This is a genomic window from Polaribacter sp. IC073 (assembly GCF_007997075.1).
Lineage (GTDB): Bacteria > Bacteroidota > Bacteroidia > Flavobacteriales > Flavobacteriaceae > Polaribacter.
This window is the reverse complement of record NZ_VORS01000008.1, coordinates 111,151-133,066: the sequence shown is the minus strand read 5'-3', so window position 1 is coordinate 133,066 and position 21,916 is coordinate 111,151. Positions and strand designations below refer to the sequence as shown.

Here is a 21,916-nt window from a genome sequence, read left to right as displayed (position 1 = left end):
AAATAATTAAAACAATGAAAAAAATACTATTTATATTCAGTTTATTCTTGATTGGGTTTTCCGCTCAAGCACAAGATGTAAAACAAGAGAAAAAGAAAAAAAATGCAAAAGTTGCTTTTGAAGTTAATGGTATTTGCGGTATGTGTAAAAAACGTATTGAAACTGCTGCTTTAAAAACCAAAGGTGTAAAATTTGCTATTTGGGACGTGAAATCGCATCAAATGAACATCATTTTAGATGAACGCAAAACATCTCTTGAAACCATAAAACAAAACATTGCCAATGTTGGGCACGATGTTAAAGATTTTATAGCCACAGATGAAGCTTACAATTCTGTACATCCTTGTTGTAAATATAGAGACAGCAAAATTATTGAAGACCATAAAGGTGAACTCAAAAAAGAGAAAAACTAGCAAACCAAAAAGCCTCACAATTTAAATTGTGAGGTTTTTTTATTTGCAAACACTTTTCTTAAAAGGCTAAAGTCTGCGTAAAGGATAGAAACGACATCCTTTTTTATTTTTCATAAAAAGATATAGTGAATAGCCTTTTAGAACGCCCAAAAAGAAAACACCTCTTATTAAAAACTCCAATTTTTGTAATTATTAGAGCTTTCTAATTTTTCTTCGATAGTATCGTCTAACTCTTTAAAGAAATCGATACCTGTTAATGCTTCTACTGTATCTACGGAAACCACAAATTTATACAATGATAGCTTAGATTCTTTGTGAGGCATTAAAAAAGCCAACATTTTAATTTTACCTTTTGTTTTATCTAAAATTACTTTGTAAAACTGATTTGGAACAGCAACGGCTTCACTTCCAATAGTTTTTAAATTATGCTCTAAAACGCCACCTGTAATTACAAAAACTCCATCGTTCTTCTTTGCCCAATAGCGTACTTTTTGTTCTAAACGATTCCAAATACCTGCATTAAATCGATGTTCTTGCGGACTTATATTACTTGTTAAAAAGGTTTCATCGTGTGCTGATTTTGAAAAACGTCTGTCGGCTGCAGGACATAAATGCCCCTTATCGTAACCAGATTTTTTATAATTCCGCCAATGTGCTGCTTTGGTTTTTACGGCATTGTCTATTTCAAAATAAGGCCTTTTATAATTTGTAGTACTTATATGTGATGCTTTTAACTCATAAGCTACCCATTCTGCTTGTTCGTGCTTCTCGCTATATGATAGCGAATAATTTTGATGATGCACCACTTGATTGGTCGTACTTGTTGGTAGAAAATATTGGTTGGTAGTTTCTTTTAATATTTTACCATTTTCTATTAAAACACCTTCTTCTTTAGAGTTTAAAAATTGTTCGTAACCATAAACAGCTACTAAAATAACTACAGAAATTATGGAAAGCAATGTTTTTTTCTTCAAAATAGATTTTTTTTTTAAAATCCTTAATTGTCACAAAGATATAGAAGTTAAAAAGTAGCATCTACTTTTTTAAAATACTCTTTACTATTTTTAAGTGATGATTTGTATGTGTATCCATAAAACGGAATACTCTTTTCTTATTTATATGTCCAAATAATGGATGTCTGAAATAAGCATTTTCTTCTAAGTTCTTAATTACTTTTATATGTGCTCTTGCTGCTGCTAATTGTGAAACAAGAGCTGCTTCTAAAATTACTTCTGGAGATTTAAGATATTTTGGTGCTTTCGCTTTTCCTCTTGGAAAGAAACCTATTTTAAGGCATATTTTTCCGATGAAAGTAAAGTTATTTCTAAATAATGTTGGGTCAGATTTACTCATACTTTCTGCTACAGCATTCAATACTCTTAAACTATGGTCTAAATGCCATGCAACAGCTGCTTTAGATACATTAACAGCTACACTTTTGCTATGTGGAATATAACTTTCTAAAAGGTTTAATCTATTTTCTAACGTTGAAGTATTTACTGTTTTCATTCAGGATCTATTTTTTTGAAAGGTACTTAAAATTGATGAAACTAGTTTAGTTATTGAGTATTCGCGTTAAGGATAGAACGGTCTGTTTGAGCTCTTTTTGTTTTCTCAACAAAAAAGCGAGTAGTGAAAGCCTGTTAAAACGCCCAAAAAATAAAATTGTTATGAGATTCCTCAATCGCCTAAAAAGGCTCATTTCGGAATGACAGGCATTAAAAGGTAAAATGGCAGAAAAAGAAAAACCCTTTCAAATAAATGAAAGGGTTTTTTAATTTTGTGAAATTCCTCAGTCGTCTAAAAAGACTCCTTTCGAAATGACAAATAGTTTGTAAATTTAAGTTGCTACTAATAGCTAACGACTAAAACCTAACAACTATTTAGTATCTATAGTGCTCTGGCTTAAATGGTCCGTTTACAGTTACACCAATATAAGATGCTTGCTCTTCACGTAATTCTGTAAGCTCTACTCCTATTTTTGCTAAGTGTAAAAAGGCTACTTTTTCATCTAAATGTTTTGGTAACATATACACATCGTTTCCATAAGCATCGGCATTTTTCCAAAGTTCGATTTGCGCTAACGTCTGGTTTGTAAATGAATTACTCATAACAAAACTTGGGTGACCTGTTGCACAACCTAAGTTTACCAAACGACCTTCTGCAAGCAAAATAATATCGTTTCCGTTAATGTTGTATTTATCTACTTGTGGTTTGATGGTATCTTTAGTATTTCCGTGGTTTGTATTTAACCAAGCCATATCAATTTCATTATCAAAATGCCCAATATTACATACAATAACTTTGTCTTTCATTGCTTCGAAATGACGTCCTTGTATAATATCTTTGTTTCCTGTAGTGGTAATAATAATGTCTGAATTTGCGATCACCGTTTCTAAACGTTTTACTTCAAAACCGTCCATTGCCGCTTGTAATGCACAAATAGGATCGATTTCTGTAACCGTTACAATAGAACCCGCACCTTTAAAAGAAGCTGCTGTTCCTTTACCAACATCACCATAACCACAAACAGTTACACGTTTACCGGCTAACATAATATCTGTTGCTCTACGAATTGCATCTACTGCAGATTCTTTACAACCATATTTATTATCGAATTTCGATTTTGTAACAGAATCGTTCACATTAATTGCTGGCATCGGCAATGTTCCGTTTTTCACTCTTTCATATAATCTATGAACTCCTGTAGTAGTTTCTTCTGATAAACCATTAATTCCTGCAGCTAATTCAGGAAAACGATCTAAAACCATATTTGTTAAATCTCCACCGTCATCTAAAATCATATTTAATGGTTTTTTATCCTCACCAAAAAATAAAGTTTGTTCGATACACCAGTCAAATTCTTCTTCTGTCATATCTTTCCAAGCATACACAGCAGTTCCTGCTTCAGCAATTGCAGCCGCAGCTTGATCTTGCGTAGAAAAAATATTACAAGAACTCCAAGTTACTTCTGCTCCTAAAGCTTGTAGCGTTTCAATTAAAACTGCAGTTTGAATGGTCATGTGTAAACATCCTGCAATTCTTGCACCTTTTAAAGGTTGTTCGTTTTTATATTCTTCTCTTAGAGACATTAAACCTGGCATTTCTGCTTCGGCTAAGTTAATTTCTTTTCTTCCCCAAGCAGCTAAAGAAATATCCTTAACTTTGTTTGGTACGTAAGCTGTTTTTGTGCTCATATTATGTATATTTATATTCTAATTTTTCGAACTGCAAAGTTACGACATCCATTTTAAAAAAGTATGGCTCTTTACAAAAGTTTAACGGTTAATGAAAAGACAAAAGTTCTAATCTGGAAGATTGAAGAATCTTTTAATGATTTAAATAAGAACGTTTTACTAACAGAAAATAATCAGATTCGTTTAGATGGCATGAAATCTGAATTGCATCAACGAGGATTTCTAAGTGTGCGCCATTTATTAAAGGAAGCTGGGTATTCTGATACCGATTTAATTTATGATGAATTTGGAAAACCACATTTAAAAGACGGGAAATTTATTTCTATTACACATTCTTTTACTTTTTCTGGTTTGATTATTTCTGATGATCTACATGTTGGTATTGATATTGAAAAACAACGTGATAAAATTCTAAAAATAGCCCATAAATTTACTCCTATTGAAGAGTATAGAACCATTGCAAATGCGGATGCTTTAATTAGTAAATTAACCATTGTTTGGGGAGCAAAAGAAAGTTTGTATAAAATCTACGGAAAGAAAAAACTACTCTTTTTACATCATATTCATATTGAAGATTTTAAGTTTGAAGATGAAAAAACTAGCGGTGAAATTAGATATGAAGGAAAAGCAGCTTCTTATAACATTCAGTTTTTAGAGTTTGAAGGGTTTACTTGTGTGTATGCGTACTAGTTTGTGCTGTTAAAAGTATAAAATTTGCAAAATTATCATCGTTGCGAATGCAATGAAGCAATCTCATTCTTAAGAATTCCATCCATTAAATAGAAGACTGCTCGAGTGAAATTCTATTTATTTGTGCTGATAGAAATTAGTGTTAGTTTGTGTGTTTTCTAAAGGGTAAAGAAAAAAATATCGAAAACACAAACAACAAAACATCTCGATACAATTTTGCGAAAAGCAAAATCACTCGATGTAGCAGCATGTAAAAATCACCTGATAATCGCCATTAAGAAAACGGAATGTGAGTTTAAGTGATTCTGGTTTTTCTTCGAAATTGTATCGAAAACTTATAAGCATAAATACCTAAAAGTTTTTGAAGCCTTGAAAGATGACAAAAAACTGTATTTTCGCAATTGTGAATATCTACCAAAATATTTTATCGGCAAGAGAACAAGGCAAAAAATTATTGGCTGTTTTAATTGATCCTGAAAAAATGAATGTAGAAAATATTCCTGCTTTTTTTAAGAAAGTCCATAGATCAATTGCCACACATATTCTTGTTGGCGGAAGCACCGACAAAGACAATCAGACAGAAAATGTAGTTACTGCAATTAAAAAAGCAACCAACTTACCTGTTATTTTATTTCCTGGTGATGTTTCACAAATTTCACACAAAGCAGACGGAATTTTATTTTTAAGTCTTATTTCTGGCAGAAACCCAGAGTATTTAATTGAACAACAAATAAAAGCAGCTCCGATTTTAAAAGATTCTAATTTAGAAATTCTTTCGACGGGTTATATATTGATTGACGGCAAAAAAGAAACGGCAACACAGAAAGTGAGCAACACAAAGCCAATTGCCCAAGAAAACTTAGAGTTAATTTTAAATACTGCTTTGGCTGGTCAGTTTGCTGGCAAGAAACTAATTTATCTAGAAGCTGGTTCCGGCGCCAGAGTTCCTGTGGAAGAGAACATTATCTCTCTTGTGAGAAAGAATCTTGCTATTCCTTTAATTGTTGGAGGCGGAATACGTTCTAAAGAACAATTAGAAATAGCTTTTAATGCTGGCGCAGATATTGTGGTTATTGGGACTGCTTTTGAAAATGATGCCACTTTTTTTGAAGAATTGAAAAAATAGCGAGTATTATAAAAAAAATCGTTCTTGGGTTAGAGTGACAAAAAACCTTAAATTTACAAGATCAAACAACAATAAATGTCAGAGATTTTCAACTTTCTTTTCGAGCAATACAATACCTATTCTAAACTAGACATTACTTTAGAAATTATTGCCGTAATTTTCGGTTTTTTATCAGTTTGGTATTCCAAACAGAATAAAATTTGGGTGTTTCCAACAGGAATGATTAGCACAATTATTTTTGTGTACCTTCTTTACAAGTGGGACCTTTTAGGAGACATGATGATTAATGGTTATTATTTTATAATGAGTGTTTATGGTTGGTATATCTGGACTCGTAAAGTAGATGAAGTAGATGTGACACCTATTTCTTTAACAACAACTAAAGAAAAAAAAGTTTCCGTTGCCATCTTTTTTGCTGCGTTGCTCTTTGTTTTTATTATTTATAAAGGTTTTGACAAATGGACAAGTTGGGTTGCTTATGTAGACACCATTACCACTGCAATTTTCTTTGTTGGTATGTGGCTAATGGCAAAACGTAAAGTAGAAAACTGGTTATTTTGGATTGTTGGAGATCTAATTTCTATACCTTTATATTTCTATAAAGGATTTACTTTTACGAGTTTTCAATATTTCGGATTTACTTTTATTGCCATTTTTGGTTATTTAGCATGGAAAAAGAACTTAAACAAGACCCAATTAACATCGTAAAAGTTGTTTTATTTGGTCCAGAATCTTCAGGAAAAACAACACTTTCTCGTCATTTAGCACGATACTATAATACTGTTTGGGCGCCAGAATTTGCGCGCGAGTATTTGCAAAATAAATGGAATAACGAGCGTAAAACTTGTGAAAAAGAAGATTTATTACCGATTGCAATCGGACAAATGAAATTAGAGAATTCTTTGGCAAAAAAAGCTGATAAAATCTTAATTTGCGACACCGACTTATTAGAAACAAAAGTCTATTCAGAACTCTTTTATGGCGGCTTTGTAGATGAAAAATTAAACGAAGCGGCAAATAAAAACACCTACAATTTGTATTTACTAACGTATATTGATACACCTTGGGAAGAAGATGATTTACGTGACCGCCCAGAACAACGTTTAGAAATGTTTAAAGCCTTTGAAAAATCTTTAATAACGAATAACAAACCGTATCTTCTATTAAAGGGGAATAAAGAAACACGTTTAAAAGATGCTACAGAAGCAATCAATAAAATAATTGCTCATAAAGAAAATTTACACTCGTTTTCTGATTCTTTGCAAGATTTAGACATGCATTTTCTGCACCAAAATACGGGTGATTTTAGCAATTCTTATGAGTATTAATTAAAATAAACAAAAGAAAATAGAGCAAAGACAGCTCATCTGTTTTCTATACTCTAAACTCTTTTAATAAATGAATTCAGAAATCCTCTTAAAAGAATTAAACTTTAAAGCAACTAGAAGTTCTGGTGCTGGCGGACAGCATGTAAATAAAACGTCTTCTAAGATTGAACTAAGTTTCGATTTAGAAAATTCACTTGCGCTCTCTGAAAATGAAATACTACTTCTAAAGGCAAAACTTTCATCAAAACTAACAAAAGAAAATGTACTTATTCTTTTTTGTGAAGAAACACGCTCTCAACACAGAAATAAAGAACTTGCTATTAAACGTTTTTTACAGTTGATAAAAACGAATTTAATTCGTCCTAAAAAAAGAAGGAAAACAAAACCTAGTAAAAATTCTATTAAAAGAAATACCGAAAGAAAAAAAAGGACTTCTGTAAAAAAGGCCCTTAGAAAGAAACCAAAACTAGATTAAAAATAAAATTTCTTTTTAGTAAAACCGAAAACTCACAAACAAGTCTAGCCCTGATTGAAACGGCATCCTTTTTATTTTTAAAATAGATAAGCGTTATTGCGAGGAACGAAGCAATCTGTTTTAATTATGAAATGACACCGTTTATAAAAAAGTAACCTTTGCAATAACAGAAAATAAAAAGATATAGTGGAAAGCAGGAAATAGCTACTAAAAAAACACGTTTGTTGTTCCTCATTCCAAAAATCCAAATTATCTTTGCAGCGTTCTCATAAAGGGGTGCTTTAAAAAGCTGAGATCATACCCAATGAACCTAGAACAGATAATGCTGTTTAGGGAATTATAACAAGTTGTTGCGAAGACTTTAAACAATCTTTAAATGAAGAGATTACCACGTTGTAATTCTTTGTAATGACACTAATTATTCAATAATAACCACAAGAATAATTACCTCTTTTTATTCGTTTTAAATTTCTTTAAAATGAAAAAAATTACCATTTTTTTATTCTTGTTTGTAAGTACACTTGCAAACGCACAGTCCTTTACATTTTCAGGAAAAGTTGTAGACGAAAATGAAAAACATTTAATTGGCGCTTCTGTTTTTGTTAAAGAACTAAAAAAAGGAACATCAACAAATATTGATGGTAACTTTAGCTTTAACTTAAAAAAAGGAATGTATACGGTTGAAGTTTCTTTTCTGGGTTATAAAACAATTTCAGAAAAAATTATTATTTCTCAAGATGAAGAATATATCATTCAACTAAAGCCAGATACTACCGTTTTAGAAGAAGTATTGGTTTCTGCGGTTCGTGTAAATGCAGATGTGCCTGTTACATTCTCTAACTTGTCTAAAAAGGAAATTGCCAAACGTAATTTAGGGCAAGACATTCCTGTTTTACTAAATTATATGCCTTCTGTAGTTTCGTCTTCAGACGCTGGTGCTGGTGTTGGTTATACCTACATGAGTGTTCGTGGTTCTAACGGTGAACGTATTAATGTTACCGTAAACGGAATTCCTTATAACGATGCCGAAAGTCATGGTTCTTTTTGGGTAAATTTAGGCGATTTTGCTTCTTCTACTCAGAATTTACAATTGCAACGTGGTGTTGGTACGTCTACGAACGGTTCTGGTGCTTTTGGTGCAAGTTTAAACATTTTAACAGATGCTGTTTCGGAAGATGCTTTTGCAGAAATATCAAATTCTTTTGGTTCTTACGGCACCAGAAAACATACCGTAAAGTTTAGTACAGGGAAGTTAAATGATCACATAGAAGTTGCTGGTCGTTTGTCTAATATTTATTCAGACGGCTATGTAGACAGAGCTTTTGCAGATTTAAAATCGTACTATTTACAAGCAAGTTATACAGATGAAAATACGCTGATAAAAGCAATTACTTTTGGCGGTAAGGAAAGAACGTACCAAGCTTGGGAAGGTTTAACGGCGGCTCAATTAAAAGAAGATAGAAAGCAAAATCCATACACGTACGAGAATGAAGTTGATAATTTCGAACAGAATCATTATCAATTGCATTGGAACGAAAAACTGACCGATAATTGGTCTACAAACATTGGTTTGAATTACACTAAAGGGTCTGGTTATTTTGAGCAGTATAAAAGTGAAGAAGACGCTGCTGATTTTAATAATTTAATAGTAAACGGAAGCGATTTAATTGTTAGACGTTGGTTAGACAATGATTTTTATGTTTTTAACTTCAACACCAATTATAAAACGGATAAGCTAAATTTTATTACAGGAATTTCGTATTCTAATTATACAGGAGACCATTTTGGTGAAGTAATTTGGGGAGAAAACTTAGCTTCTGACGTGTCTATTAGAGATCGTTATTATTTTTCGGATGCAAAAAAAACAGATTTTTCTTTGTTTGCAAAAGCAACGTTTGATATCAGCGAAAAATTAGCTGCTTATGTAGATGTTCAAGGTCGTTTTGTGAATTATAAAACAAACGGAATTACCTCTAAAATTAAGCAGATAAATGTAGATGCAGATTTTAATTTCTTTAATCCTAAATTTGGATTTACCTATAAATTGAATCCTCAGAACAATCTGTACACTTCTTTTGCAGTAGCAAACAGAGAACCAAATAGAAATGATTTTGAAGGCGGAGTTACCACACCAGAAACTTTAAATGATTTAGAATTGGGTTGGCGTCTAAAAAGTGAAACCATTAAATTAAATACCAACATTTATTATATGGATTATAAGAATCAGTTGGTTTTAACGGGAGCTTTAGATGATGTTGGAGCGCCAATAAGAGCAACTTCTGGTGGCAGTTACAGATTAGGTTTAGAAATTGATGCAGACATTCGTTTGAGTAATCAGTTTTCTATAAAACCAAATGCGGCTTTTAGTTCTAATAAAAATAGAGACTTTTTTATTACTAGAGATGGTATTGTAGAGCCACAACCTTTGGGTAAAACAGATTTATCTTTTTCTCCAGATGTTGTTGTCGGGAATATTTTTACATACCAACCAAAGGATAATTTACAATTTTCATTTCTATCTAAATATGTTGGCAAGCAGTTTATGAGTAATTTTAGCAGTGCAATCTCTAATAATGATGTTTTAGACAATTATTTTACTTCAGACCTTAATGTAGTTTATGAAATGAAACCAACCAAAATTTTTAAATCTATTGTGTTTTCTGCTTTGATAAACAACATTTTTAATAATGAATATGTAGACAGAGGTTATTATTACACGTTTGATGACACTTCGTCTAACCGAGGCACAGTGACTACGGTAGATGGTGCAGGTTATTATCCGCAAGCAACAAGAAACTTCTTAGTTGGTGTTACTTTAAAATTTTAATAAAACACCTATTTTTAATCAAAACTGATTAAAATCTGTTAAAAAATACCCAAAACGAGCGATTTTCATGAAAAATCGCTCGTTTTTTCGTATATTAAAAATCTATGGTAAACACTGCTACTTTTACATACAATAACAGCAACAAGCAATATGTTGAGGCTTGTCAATTGAATGATTTTACACTTCCTGCATTCTAAAACTTTTTATTTCTTTTAGCAATTTTCAATAATTTTTTAGAAGATCTATTTCTTTTTAAAACTTCATAGTATCAATCCTTAAAAAAATCCAAATAAAAACATGAGACAACTTAAAATTGTAAAACAGGTAACTAATCGTGACGCAGAATCTTTAGATAAATATTTTCAGGAAATTAGTAAAATTGGGCTTATTACTGCTGATGAAGAAGTAGAATTGGCTTTGAAAATTAAAAAAGGAGATAATCGCGCGTTAGATGCACTTGTTAGCGCAAATTTAAGATTTGTTGTTTCCGTTGCAAAACAATACCAAGGACAAGGTTTAAAATTATCTGATTTAATAAATGAAGGCAATTTAGGGTTGGTAAAAGCTGCCAAACGTTTTGATGAGACTAGAGGTTTTAAGTTTATTTCTTATGCTGTTTGGTGGATTCGTCAAGCAATTATGCAAGCCTTAGCAGAACAATCTAGAATTGTACGTTTGCCTCTTAATAAAATAGGAAGCATCAACAAAATAAGAAAAATATATGCTCGCTTAGAGCAAGGTGAGCAGCGCATGCCTACCAATAAAGAAATTGCGAAACAGTTAGACATGACTGAAACAGAAGTAGAGCAATCTTTAAAAAATTCTGGAAGACATGTTTCTATGGATGCGCCTTTTAATGAAGGAGAAGATTCTAATTTATACAACCTTTTACAATCTGAAGATTCACCAAAACCAGATAAGGAGTTGATGAGTCAATCTTTAAAAATTGAAATAGAAAGAGCTTTAGGTACCCTTACTTTTAAAGAAGCAAAAGTTATAAAAATGTATTACGGTATTGGTAATGAAGTTGCTTCTAGTTTGTCTGAAATTGGCGAACGTTTCGACTTAACAAGAGAACGTGTTAGACAAGTAAAGCAACGAGCAATTAAGCGCTTACAATCGAAATCTAAGACGCACATGTTAAGAACTTATTTAGGATAACAAAAAATGACAACTAATTTAAAATCTCAAACTTACCTTTGGGATTTTTTTTGTGCCAAAAATTAGGTATTTGTATCTATTTTACAAGAAGTTACGAAAGTCTTAATGTTGGCAAACATTTATAATAAAAAAGCGAGCTTAAAGCTCGCTTTTTTATTTATGAATCCATTTTACCAACGGCACAACTAACAAAAGATTTTGCCTTGTGAACAATGCTATTTTTATCACCCACTTCCGGATATCCTAATTTAGATAATTTTTCTTTTATCAGTACTAGATTTTCAGTTTCAGAAGTAATAGAAACAATAGATTTTTCTACATTTACTTCAACTTCATCTACATTTTCTAAACTTAACAATCCTTTTTTAATCGTTGCCGCACAACCACCACATTTTAAGTTTTCTATTTGAATTTCTATTATCATAATTTCTAATTTTCTTTTTCCCATTGACTGTAACCTCCTAAGACGTTTACAACCTTAAATCCCTTTTCTTTTAATATTAAAGAAGCTTTTACACTTCTTCCACCACTTCTACAGTATAAGTAGACGGGTTTGTTTTTATCTAACTGCTTAGACGCTTTTTCATAAAAATCTGCCTCAAAGAAATTAGCAAATTTTGCACTTTCTATAAAACCTTCTTCAATTTCTTTAGGAGTTCGAACATCCATTAATTGCACTTTTTCTTTTTCCAATAAAACCTTTAATTCTTGTGTAGAAATAGATTTTAATTCTTCTGAAGAACTACAATTAATAAAAAAGAAACTCATTAAAAAAAGACCGATTATATTTTTCATCTTATTTTATTTTAAAGTTGATGGACACACTGCTGCTGTTCTTTCTATAGTTGTTTCTTTTATAGCTGCATAACCACCAGAAACATCAATAACATTGTGAAAACCACGTGCTTTTAAAATAGAAGAAGCAATTACAGAACGGTAACCCCCAGCACAATGCACATAGAAGTTTCCTTTCTTCGGAAATTCTGAAATATGAGTATTTAAGAAATCTAAAGGCGTACTATCTGCTACTTTTATATGTTCACTCTCATATTCACCAGGTTTTCTTACATCAAAAACAGGCATGTTTTCTTTAATTTTTTCTTCTAAGACATGTGCAGATACAGATTCTAAAGTATCAATTTCTTTGCCTGCTTCTTTCCATGAAGAAAAACTTCCTTTTAAATATCCTAAAACGTTATCAAAGCCAACTCTAGACAAACGTATAATAGTAGCTTCTTCTTCGCCTTCTGGAGTTACTAACAAAATTGGTTGTTTTATATCTTTAATTAATGCGCCAACCCAAGGTGCAAAAGTACCACCTAAACCAATAAAAATAGATTGTGGTATAAAACCTTTTATAAATTCTGATTGATGACGAACATCTAAAATTAATGCGTTTGTTTCATTTGCATGAATCTCAAATGCTTTTACAGATAAAGGTTTTGCACTATTTTCTAGAACTTCATCTATAGACTTATAACCTTCTTTATTCAGTTTTACATTCAAAGGAAAATATGCTGGCGGAGGCAATAAACCATCGGTTACTTCTTTAACAAATTCTGCCTTTGTCATGTCTGCTCTTAACGCATAATTGGTTTCTTTTTGGTTGCCAATAGTACCTACAGTTTCTTTACTTAAATTTTTACCACAGGCAGAACCTGCTCCGTGTGCCGGATATACAATGACATCATCTGCCAAGGGCATTACTTTATTTCTTAAACTATCGAATAAGAATCCTGCCAAATCTTCTTCTGTAATAGCTCCTTTTTGAGCTAAATCTGGTCTTCCTACATCTCCTAGAAACAGTGTGTCTCCGCTAAAAATAGCATAATCTTTTCCATTTTTATCTTTCAATAAATAACAAGAACTTTCCATGGTATGACCTGGCGTGTGTAAAACCGTTATGGTAATATCCCCTACTTTAAAAACCTGATTATCTTCTGCAATGATTGCATCGAAACTTGTTTTTGCCGTTGGACCATACACTATTTTTGCACCTGTTTTTTCTGCTAAAGTTACGTGGCCACTCACAAAATCTGCGTGAAAATGTGTTTCAAAAATGTATTTTATTTTAGCATTATTGTTTGCAGCCCTATCGATGTAATCTTGTACTTCTCTTAATGGATCGATAATAGCAACTTCGCCATTACTTTCTATATAATAAGCTCCTTGAGCTAAACAACCTGTATAAATTTGTTCTATAATCATATTTTATTCTCTTTTTGTAAGCTTCTAAATAACAGTATCAACAAATAATGTCAAATGATATTTATCAACTTTGTTTGATTCCTATTTTCACTTTTAAGCTCGGAAAATTATTTTTTTATTAGTCATATGCTTGGTGTATGTATTTCGCATATTTTTCTTGATGTCTTCGATCTCCTGTTTTATAAAATTTAACTGCCTGATTAGGGCGCATAAAAAAATGAGTTAAATCTATTATCTCTAAAATACCGCTTCTAAATAAATCATCTCTTACAGGTCCTTTTACACCTGCTAAATAAAAAATGATTCCCTTTTTCTGACAAAATCGAATGCGTTCTTTTAGCATTTCTACACCTGTGCTATCTACTCTATTGATACTTTCTGCATCTAGAACAATCAATTTTAAGGCACTGCCCTTCCTGTCCATCATTTCATCTAATTTATCTCTAAAATAACCTGAGTTTGCATAAAATAACTGAGCATCAAATCGAAAAACTAAAATATCATCATCAATAATAACATCATCGAACCTGTGTTTATTTCTATAAAAATTAGAGTTGGGTACTTTGCCTAATTCGGCAACGTAAGGTCTAGAAGTTCTATAAATTAATATGACTAATGATAGGCCAACTCCAACAATTATTCCATATTCGATTCCTAATAATAATGTTGCTGAAAATGTAGCCAACATTAACCAGAAATCTAACTGATTTGCTTTCCAAAGAAACTTAGCTTCTTTAAAATTTACGAGTCCGAAAACAGCTACAATAATAATTGCAGCCAAAACGGTCTTTGGTAAGTGATAAAATAACGGAGTTAAAAATAGCAGTGTAATACTCACCATTACAACAGAAATTAATGCCGCCATTCCTGTTCTTGCCCCACTTTCTTGGTTGATAGCAGATCGGGAGAAACTAGAAGTACTTGGGTATGCTTTAAACAAAGAACCTACCATATTACTGATTCCTAAAGCAATTAATTCTTGGTTGGGTCGTATTCTATATTCGTCTTGTTTTGCTTCTAATGATTTACCTATAGATATAGTTTCTAAGTAACCAACCATTACTAAAGTTAAAGCAATTGGCAACAATTCTCTCATTTGATCTAAGTCGAAACTTGGCATTCCGAATTTTGGTAAACCAGAAGGAATGTCTTTTACTATGGAAACGTCTTCGAAACCTTTACCAAAAAATTTCATAATTAAAATCCCTAAAATAACAACAATTAATGCATTCGGAATTTTCTTATTTATTTTTCTAAAAAAGATAATTACAACTACGGAAATCAATCCGATGCTAGTCGTATGATAATTAAAATTACTTATGTGAAGCCAAATATCTTTTACAATAACTTGTATTTGATCACTTTGAACAAAATCTACACCTAACAAATTTCTAAATTGATTAAAACCAATAGTTAGTGCAATTGCAGAAGTAAAACCAGTAATAACCGGTTTCGAAAGGAAGTTTACAATAAAACCTAAACTAAAAATCCCCATTATAAACTGAATGGAGCCTACCATTAAAGCTAATAAAATAGCAATAGCAATATAACTTTCTGAACCTGCCAATGCCAAAGTAGAAACTCCCGTTGCAACAATTAAAGAATCCATCGCTACAGGACCAATTGCAACTTGTCTTGAAGAACCAAAGATAGCATACATTATTTGTGGTACTAAAGCACAATACAAACCATAAATTGGTGGCAATCCTGCAATAAGTGCGTACGCAATACCTTGCGGAATTAAAATAATACCCACAGTGGTTCCAGCAATTAAATCACCTTTAAAAAGTGAAGAATTGTAGTTTGGTAACCATTCTAAGATTGGTATTATCTTTTTTATATTCATTTTTTAGCTATATACTTGAGGTATTATGCTTAAAACTTGATGCCTCAAGCTTACAATTTTTTAAAAAAATTCTCCTTCATTCCTACCTTTTACCCTTCCTAAATGTTTGTATGCTAAATCTGTTACTTCTCTTCCTCTTGGAGTTCGCATGATAAACCCTTGTTGAATTAAAAAAGGCTCATATACTTCTTCAATTGTTTCCGTATTTTCACTAACTGCAGTCGCAATCGTTGAAATACCTACCGGACCTCCTTTAAATTTATCTATAATGGTTGCCAAAATTTTATTATCCATTTCATCTAAACCATGTGCATCTACATTTAATGCTTTCAAAGCATATTTTGCAATTTCAATAGTAATTGCTCCGTCACCTTTAATTTGTGCAAAATCACGAACTCTTCGTAATAATGCATTTGCTATTCTTGGTGTTCCTCTACTTCTGCCCGCAATTTCTATCGCAGATTCCATTGAAATTGGCACTTTTAAAATGTGTGCACTTCTTTGGATAATTGTAGTTAGCAACTCCGTTTTGTAATAGTGTAATCTACTACTAATACCGAATCTCGCTCTCATTGGAGCTGTTAACAATCCTGAACGCGTTGTTGCACCAATTAAAGTAAATGGTTCTAAGTTGATTTGGACCGTTCTGGCATTAGGGCCAGATTCAATCATGATATCAATCTTATAGTCTTCCATTGCAGAGTATAGATATTCTTCTACAATCGGACTCAAACGATGAATTTCATCAATAAATAAAACATCACGCTCATCTAGATTGGTCAATAAACCCGCTAAATCTCCTGGCTTGTCTAAAACCGGGCCGGAAGTTACCTTTATACCCACTTGCAACTCATTTGCTAAAATATGGGCTAATGTAGTTTTTCCTAGTCCTGGAGGGCCATGAAATAAAGTGTGATCTAACGCTTCTTCTCTTTGATTTGCTGCTTCAACAAAAACTTTTAAATTATCAATTGCTTGATCTTGACCTGTAAAATCATCAAAAGAAAGTGGACGTAATTTTTTTTCTACGTCTAAGTCTTCGTTAGATAAATTATCGTTTTCAGGGTTTAAGTTTTCATTCATAGAACAAAGATAATATTAATTCAAATACTATATTGTACCTTTTGTTACATAACAAAAAAACCTTTCCGAATTGGAAAGGCTTTTTAGTTTTTATGTCGATTCTTGTTTGCACAAGCATAAGATTTATAATTTATGATGGCTCTTCACCTTCTAATAAAGGTGTTGTTTGTAAAACAAAATCTTGACCGTGTAAGTAATCACTATCATCATCATTTGCATCTACACGCTTACTATAATCATAAGCCCATCTATGAACAACTGGTAATTTCCCTGGCCAGTTACCATGTACATGTTCTACCGGAGTTGTCCACTCTAAAGTATTCGATTTCCATGGATTTTGTGTTGCTTTTTCACCTCTATACATAGAGATAAAGAAATTTGCAATAAAGAAGATTTGAGCAATACCACCGACTAAGGCAAAAATTGTAATCACAACGTTAATGTCTGCTAAATCATCAAACATTGGAAAGTTTGTATTTGTATAATATCTACGTGGTAAACCTGCTAATCCAATAAAATGCATCGGCCAGAAAACACCGTAAGCACATATAATACTTAACCAGAAATGCCAGTATCCTAAAGTTTTATTCATCATTCTACCATACATTTTCGGAAACCAGTGATACACACCAGCAAACATACCGAAGATTGCAGAAACACCCATTACTAAGTGGAAATGCGCTACTACAAAATACGTATCGTGAACATTAATATCTAAAGCAGAATCTCCTAAAACCAATCCCGTTAAACCACCTGTTACGAATGTAGAAACCAAACCAATAGAAAATAGCATTGCAGGATTCAATTGCAAATTACCTTTCCATAAGGTAGTAACATAATTAAAGGCTTTTACAGCAGAAGGAATTGCAATTAATAAGGTTGTAAATGTAAATACAGATCCTAAGAAAGGATTCATACCAGATACAAACATATGGTGTCCCCAAACAATTGTAGATAAAAATGCAATTGCCATAATAGAACCAATCATTGCTCTATAACCAAAAATTGGTTTTCTAGCATTTGTAGATATCACCTCTGAAGTAATACCCAATGCCGGTAATAAAACAATATATACTTCTGGGTGACCTAAGAACCAAAATAAGTGTTCATACAATACTGGTGAACCTCCTTGATAGTGCAGGACTTCTCCAGAAATAAAAATATCTGATAAATAAAATGAAGTTCCAAAACTTCTGTCGAAAACCAATAATAAAGATGCTGATAATAACACAGGAAAGGAAACTACACCAATAATAGCTGTAATAAAAAATGCCCAAATTGTTAATGGCAATCTTGTCATTTTCATTCCTTTTGTTCGCATATTTAAAACTGTGACAATATAGTTTAAAGATCCTATTAGAGAAGATGCAATAAATATAGCCATAGATACTAACCACAGTGTCATACCCATTCCAGAACCTGGAATTGCCTGAGGTAAAGCACTCAAAGGAGGGTAAACCGTCCATCCTGCAGAAGCAGGACCAGCTTCTACAAATAATGATATCACCATAATAATACTAGAAATAAAGAATAACCAGTAAGATACCATGTTTAAGAAACCAGATGCCATATCTCTAGCCCCAATCTGCAACGGAATTAATAAATTTGAGAATGTACCACTTAAACCAGCTGTTAATACAAAGAATACCATGATAGTACCATGTATTGTAACTAATGCTAAATACATATCTGGGTCCATGATGCCATCTGTTTGGTGAGAACCTAAAAAAGCTTCAACAAATGTAAATGACGTATCTGGCCACGCAAGTTGTACACGAAATAGCATAGACATTAACACACCAATAATTCCCATAAACATACCAGTTACTAAGAACTGCTTAGAAATCATTTTATGATCTTGACTAAAAAGATATTTTGTTACAAAAGTTTCTTTAGGATGATGATCTGACATAATCTTACTTATTTGTAGTATTTTATATTATATAATTATTTAATAACTTCTGATAATGTTGGTTGTTCTGATAACCATTTGTCATATTCATCTTGTTCTACAACTGTAATTTTCATTTGCATGTTGTAGTGAGATGCTCCACAAATTTTGTTACATAACAACAAATAATCAAATACATAAGGTTCTTCTCCTTTTGCTCTTCTTATTTTATTAATACCTATAGATTTCTCTATTACTTCTGATTGATTTCTCATTTCTTCAGTAGTGTACTTAGGTGTAAACCCGAACTCTGTAACCATACCAGGTACACAATTCATTTGTGCTCTAAAGTGAGGCATATAAGCAGAATGTAAAACATCTTGAGAACGAAACTTGAAGTGAATTTTCCTTCCTTTCGGCAGGTATAATTCAGTTACTTGTTTATCATCAATTGAATTTTTGTCTGTCATATCTACACCCATCGTGTTGATCCCCTTAATGAAGTTTACATTTCCAAAACCTAACGTATTATCGGCTCCTGCATAGCGTGCATCCCATCTAAATTGCTGCGAGTACACTTCTATAACAACAGGGTCTTCCAAATCAGATAAATCCATTATGTTATTCCATTGCCATAATCCATAACCTATTAAAACAACCAAAACAATCGCAGGTGTCACTGTCCAAATAAATTCTAATTTATGACTGTCTGCATAAAACTTTGCTTTCTGTCCTTTTTTACCTCTGTATTTAAACGTGAAGTAAAATATTAAAAATTGCATGATAAATTGTACAATACCAATTAACCAAAATGTAATATTAAATAAATTGTCGTCATGTTCTCCTTCAATAGAAGCAGATTCTGGTAAAAGTACTACGTTCATGAAGATTAAACAATAAATCATCATTGCGTAAAAGAATGCCATAAAACCAATGGCGTATTTACCTTGAGCAGCATTATCTTTGTCGTCTGCAATAGAACTCCTAAAATCCATGATTCTAGTAATCTGCCAAACACTTACACCGATTGCAACACCTATAAAAATATAAAATAGAGCTAGCATATTAATCTTTTCTTAATTTTAAATTCAATTATTTGTTAATGATGATCTGTTGAACCTTCGTCTGAATGTTCAATATTATAATAATGGAAATGTTCACTTTCTTTTAAGAAAGGGTTTCCTTTTGGAATTGTATTTGCTTTCGAGAATGATCTTAATGTTGTATAAATCATTAAACCGATAAAGAAACACAAAGAACTTATTTCAGGAATACCAAAATACCAATTTGCTCCTACAGTAGAAGGCATAATCATGATGAATACATCCATATAATGACCTGCTAATATAACAACACCACCTATAAACACAAACCAAGGTTTACTCTTGTAATCACTATTTAACAACAGCAATATTGGAAAAACGAAGTTCATGACTACCATACCTAAGAAAGGTAATTTATATTCTGTAAATCTTGCTACGAAATAGGTAGTTTCTTCAGGAATATCTGCATACCATATCAACATAAACTGTGAAAACCATAGGTATGTCCAGAATATAGAAAAACCAAACATAAATTTCGCTAAATCATGAATGTGACTATCGTTTATACCAGGTAAAAGATCTTTAGAACGAAAGTAAATTGTAAAAAATGCAATTACTGTTAAAGCACTTACTAGTAACGTTGAAAGCACATACCAACCGAATAATGTAGAGAACCAGTGAGGATCTAACCCCATAATCCAATCCCAAGACATCGTTGTTTCTGTAATCATAAATAAGAATAGAAAAATAACGGATGCATTATAGTTTTTCTTATATGTTTTGTTTCCATCATTAGCAGTATCTTCTTTTATAGAACCTTTTCTGATAAAGAAACGGTATGCATTCCAAATTAAAAGGTATACAATACTTCTTATTACAAATCTTGTAGAATTAATCCACCAAGACTTACCATCTACAATAGGATCATAATTCTCACTTGTTGTATCGAAAGTACCTTCTGCCATCCATGGAAATAAATGATTGAGGTGCATTACTGAGGCAATAACAACAAGTACCATTAGAATAGAAACGGGTAATAAATTTCCTGTTATCGCTTCCATTACTCTTAAAATAACAACAGACCAACCTACTTGTGCAACTCTTTGTATTGCATAGAAAGCTAAAACTAACAGCGTAATACCCAAAGAGAAAAACAATGCTACATAAAATGCAGACCAAGGTCTGTTTTGTAATTGATGCAAAACGTGTTCTGCGTGAGAATCATCATCATGCGCACCATGTCCGCTCATTGTTTTATCCACATTTTTACCACTATCATGCACACCTGAAACAATGTTGTCTACTTTTTTAACTTCTGTAACGTGAGCAGCCTTTTCCGCTTCTCCATGAGAAGAACCATGACCTTCACTACTTGAAGCTTCAATTACATGTTTAGCATCTTCTAAGGTTTTCTGAGAACCATTATAAAAGCTGAATGCGATTCCTATAACACCAAAAATAATTAGTGCTAATGAGAATGTTTTTAATTTACCTGAGAATTGATACATATCTTTAGTATTCTATCTTTTTGTATTTTATTTTAACAAATCTGTGCGCAAAACTTCTACGTATTGCACTATTTGCCAGCGTTCTTTGTATGTTAATTGAGATGAGTGAGAACCCATTAAGTTTTTACCGTGTATTAATACATGATAAATACTTCCTTCTGTAAGATCTCTATCTTTATAATTAGGAATTCCTGCAAACTTTTCTGAAGTTGCTAAATACCCTTGTCCGTCTCCATTTTTACCATGGCATGAAAGGCAGTAGATCGTATACATTTCTTTACCATTGTCTAAATTCTTTTCATCCTTAGCTAAAGGCGATTTTAACGTAGTTTTTGCTAACTCGTATCCTTCTATAGTGTCAGGAATGTCATAAGCAGGAGCGCCGCCTCTTGGAATAGTCCCCGCAACTGGTTTGCTATTTACAGGTTCTCCTCCTAATCCTTCTGCGCCATCTGCATTGTAAGGTATGGATTCATACATGTCTGGCATGTATTGCAATTGCCTTGTTTTTTTGTCATTACAAGAAATGATACTTGTAAAGACTACTAATGCGATAATTAATTTAAAATTCTTCATCATCTAATCTATTAGTGCTTATCTACTACATTAATTTCTACAGCTCCTGTTCTAGCTAACAAAGAAGTTAATGCTTCTTCATTATTATTATGAACTGGAATCTCCATTAAGAAATGGTCATCCGTAGTTCTTGGGTCAGGGTTTTCTGCATCTTTAAAAGGCCAAATTCTACTTCTCATATAAAAAGTAATTACCATTAAATGCGCTGCAAAAAAGACTGTTAATTCAAACATAATTGGCACAAATGCTGGCATGTTTTCCATCCATGAAAAACTTGGTTTACCACCAATATCTTGTGGCCAATCTTCTATCATGATATAATTTGTCATCCAAATTGAAAAAGCCAAACCCGTTAATCCATAAAAGAATGCTGTAATCGCTAATCTTGTTGGAGCTAAGCCCATTGCTTTGTCTAGACCATGAACTGGAAAAGGACAAAATACTTCTTCGATATGATGATGTTCTGCTTTCACAGCTTTTACTGCGTCTAACAGTACTTCGTCATCAGTATAAAACGCATGAATAACTTTTGATGCTTCCATAA

Annotated in this window: 21 protein-coding genes and 1 riboswitch; of the genes, 8 read left to right on the top strand and 13 right to left on the bottom strand. The window is 32.3% G+C overall.

Annotated features, from left to right (window positions below; translation table 11 throughout):
* Positions 1-14 precede the first annotated feature (14 nt).
* A complete protein-coding gene (locus ES045_RS12715; protein ID WP_147116668.1) occupies positions 15-413 on the top strand; it encodes a heavy-metal-associated domain-containing protein in 399 nt (132 codons plus the stop codon).
* Positions 414-580: 167 nt separating this feature from the next.
* Here ES045_RS12715 and ES045_RS12710 read toward each other — a convergent pair whose 3' ends face one another.
* The 3 genes from ES045_RS12710 to ahcY form a co-directional block, all read right to left on the bottom strand.
* Positions 581-1,387 (bottom strand): DNA/RNA non-specific endonuclease, encoded by an 807-nt coding sequence (locus ES045_RS12710; RefSeq protein ID WP_147116667.1) that lies wholly within the window; start codon positions 1,385-1,387, stop codon positions 581-583.
* A 61-nt stretch (positions 1,388-1,448) separates the two neighbouring features.
* Entirely contained in the window at positions 1,449-1,922 is a 474-nt protein-coding gene (locus ES045_RS12705; RefSeq protein ID WP_147116666.1) for a DUF1569 domain-containing protein, read from the bottom strand.
* A 374-nt stretch (positions 1,923-2,296) separates the two neighbouring features.
* On the bottom strand, positions 2,297-3,610 hold the full coding sequence (gene ahcY, locus ES045_RS12700; protein ID WP_147116665.1) for an adenosylhomocysteinase: 1,314 nt from the start codon (positions 3,608-3,610) through the stop codon (positions 2,297-2,299).
* Between the two features lie 63 nt (positions 3,611-3,673).
* On the opposite strand from ahcY, the gene ES045_RS12695 reads away from it, so the two are divergent.
* The 7 genes from ES045_RS12695 to ES045_RS12665 all read left to right on the top strand — a co-directional run bounded on the left by ES045_RS12695 (position 3,674) and on the right by ES045_RS12665 (position 11,217).
* Complete coding sequence (locus ES045_RS12695; protein ID WP_147116664.1) at positions 3,674-4,300, top strand: 4'-phosphopantetheinyl transferase family protein; 627 nt, start codon at positions 3,674-3,676, stop codon at positions 4,298-4,300.
* Positions 4,301-4,676: 376 nt separating this feature from the next.
* A complete protein-coding gene (locus ES045_RS12690; RefSeq protein ID WP_147116663.1) occupies positions 4,677-5,426 on the top strand; it encodes a geranylgeranylglyceryl/heptaprenylglyceryl phosphate synthase in 750 nt (249 codons plus the stop codon).
* Positions 5,427-5,501: 75 nt separating this feature from the next.
* Positions 5,502-6,134: a nicotinamide riboside transporter PnuC gene (gene pnuC / locus ES045_RS12685; protein WP_147116662.1), complete on the top strand. Its 633-nt coding sequence runs from the start codon at positions 5,502-5,504 to the stop codon at positions 6,132-6,134.
* Positions 6,095-6,754 (top strand): AAA family ATPase, encoded by a 660-nt coding sequence (locus tag ES045_RS12680; protein ID WP_147116661.1) that lies wholly within the window; start codon positions 6,095-6,097, stop codon positions 6,752-6,754. The genes pnuC and ES045_RS12680 overlap by 40 nt, the downstream gene beginning before the upstream one ends.
* A gap of 70 nt (positions 6,755-6,824) precedes the next feature.
* On the top strand, positions 6,825-7,229 hold the full coding sequence (gene arfB / locus ES045_RS12675) for an alternative ribosome rescue aminoacyl-tRNA hydrolase ArfB (RefSeq protein ID WP_147116660.1): 405 nt from the start codon (positions 6,825-6,827) through the stop codon (positions 7,227-7,229).
* A 262-nt stretch (positions 7,230-7,491) separates the two neighbouring features.
* Positions 7,492-7,583: riboswitch (TPP riboswitch) on the top strand.
* A gap of 124 nt (positions 7,584-7,707) precedes the next feature.
* On the top strand, positions 7,708-10,056 hold the full coding sequence (locus ES045_RS12670) for a TonB-dependent receptor (RefSeq protein WP_147116659.1): 2,349 nt from the start codon (positions 7,708-7,710) through the stop codon (positions 10,054-10,056).
* 297 nt (positions 10,057-10,353) lie between these two features.
* Entirely contained in the window at positions 10,354-11,217 is an 864-nt protein-coding gene (locus ES045_RS12665; protein ID WP_147116658.1) for an RNA polymerase sigma factor RpoD/SigA, read from the top strand.
* 157 nt (positions 11,218-11,374) lie between these two features.
* Here ES045_RS12665 and ES045_RS12660 read toward each other — a convergent pair whose 3' ends face one another.
* The 10 genes from ES045_RS12660 to ES045_RS12615 form a co-directional block, all read right to left on the bottom strand.
* A complete protein-coding gene (locus ES045_RS12660; RefSeq protein WP_189663101.1) occupies positions 11,375-11,641 on the bottom strand; it encodes a heavy-metal-associated domain-containing protein in 267 nt (88 codons plus the stop codon).
* 5 nt (positions 11,642-11,646) lie between these two features.
* Complete coding sequence (locus tag ES045_RS12655) at positions 11,647-12,012, bottom strand: rhodanese-like domain-containing protein (RefSeq protein WP_223267251.1); 366 nt, start codon at positions 12,010-12,012, stop codon at positions 11,647-11,649.
* Positions 12,013-12,018: 6 nt separating this feature from the next.
* Complete coding sequence (locus ES045_RS12650) at positions 12,019-13,425, bottom strand: MBL fold metallo-hydrolase (RefSeq protein ID WP_147116657.1); 1,407 nt, start codon at positions 13,423-13,425, stop codon at positions 12,019-12,021.
* Positions 13,426-13,543: 118 nt separating this feature from the next.
* Complete coding sequence (locus ES045_RS12645) at positions 13,544-15,271, bottom strand: SulP family inorganic anion transporter (protein WP_147116656.1); 1,728 nt, start codon at positions 15,269-15,271, stop codon at positions 13,544-13,546.
* Positions 15,272-15,331: 60 nt separating this feature from the next.
* Complete coding sequence (gene ruvB / locus ES045_RS12640; protein WP_147116655.1) at positions 15,332-16,354, bottom strand: Holliday junction branch migration DNA helicase RuvB; 1,023 nt, start codon at positions 16,352-16,354, stop codon at positions 15,332-15,334.
* A 130-nt stretch (positions 16,355-16,484) separates the two neighbouring features.
* The gene (locus ES045_RS12635) at positions 16,485-18,266 is read right to left on the bottom strand and encodes a cbb3-type cytochrome c oxidase subunit I (RefSeq protein WP_147116654.1); all 1,782 of its coding nucleotides are present in this window, start codon (positions 18,264-18,266) and stop codon (positions 16,485-16,487) included.
* A gap of 35 nt (positions 18,267-18,301) precedes the next feature.
* Positions 18,302-19,309 (bottom strand): cytochrome c oxidase subunit II, encoded by a 1,008-nt coding sequence (locus ES045_RS12630; RefSeq protein WP_147116653.1) that lies wholly within the window; start codon positions 19,307-19,309, stop codon positions 18,302-18,304.
* A gap of 35 nt (positions 19,310-19,344) precedes the next feature.
* A complete protein-coding gene (locus tag ES045_RS12625) occupies positions 19,345-20,796 on the bottom strand; it encodes a quinol:cytochrome C oxidoreductase (RefSeq protein WP_147116652.1) in 1,452 nt (483 codons plus the stop codon).
* 27 nt (positions 20,797-20,823) lie between these two features.
* A complete protein-coding gene (locus tag ES045_RS12620) occupies positions 20,824-21,372 on the bottom strand; it encodes a c-type cytochrome (RefSeq protein ID WP_223267250.1) in 549 nt (182 codons plus the stop codon).
* A gap of 11 nt (positions 21,373-21,383) precedes the next feature.
* Positions 21,384-21,914 (bottom strand): DUF3341 domain-containing protein, encoded by a 531-nt coding sequence (locus ES045_RS12615; RefSeq protein WP_147116651.1) that lies wholly within the window; start codon positions 21,912-21,914, stop codon positions 21,384-21,386.
* Positions 21,915-21,916: the final 2 nt, after the last annotated feature.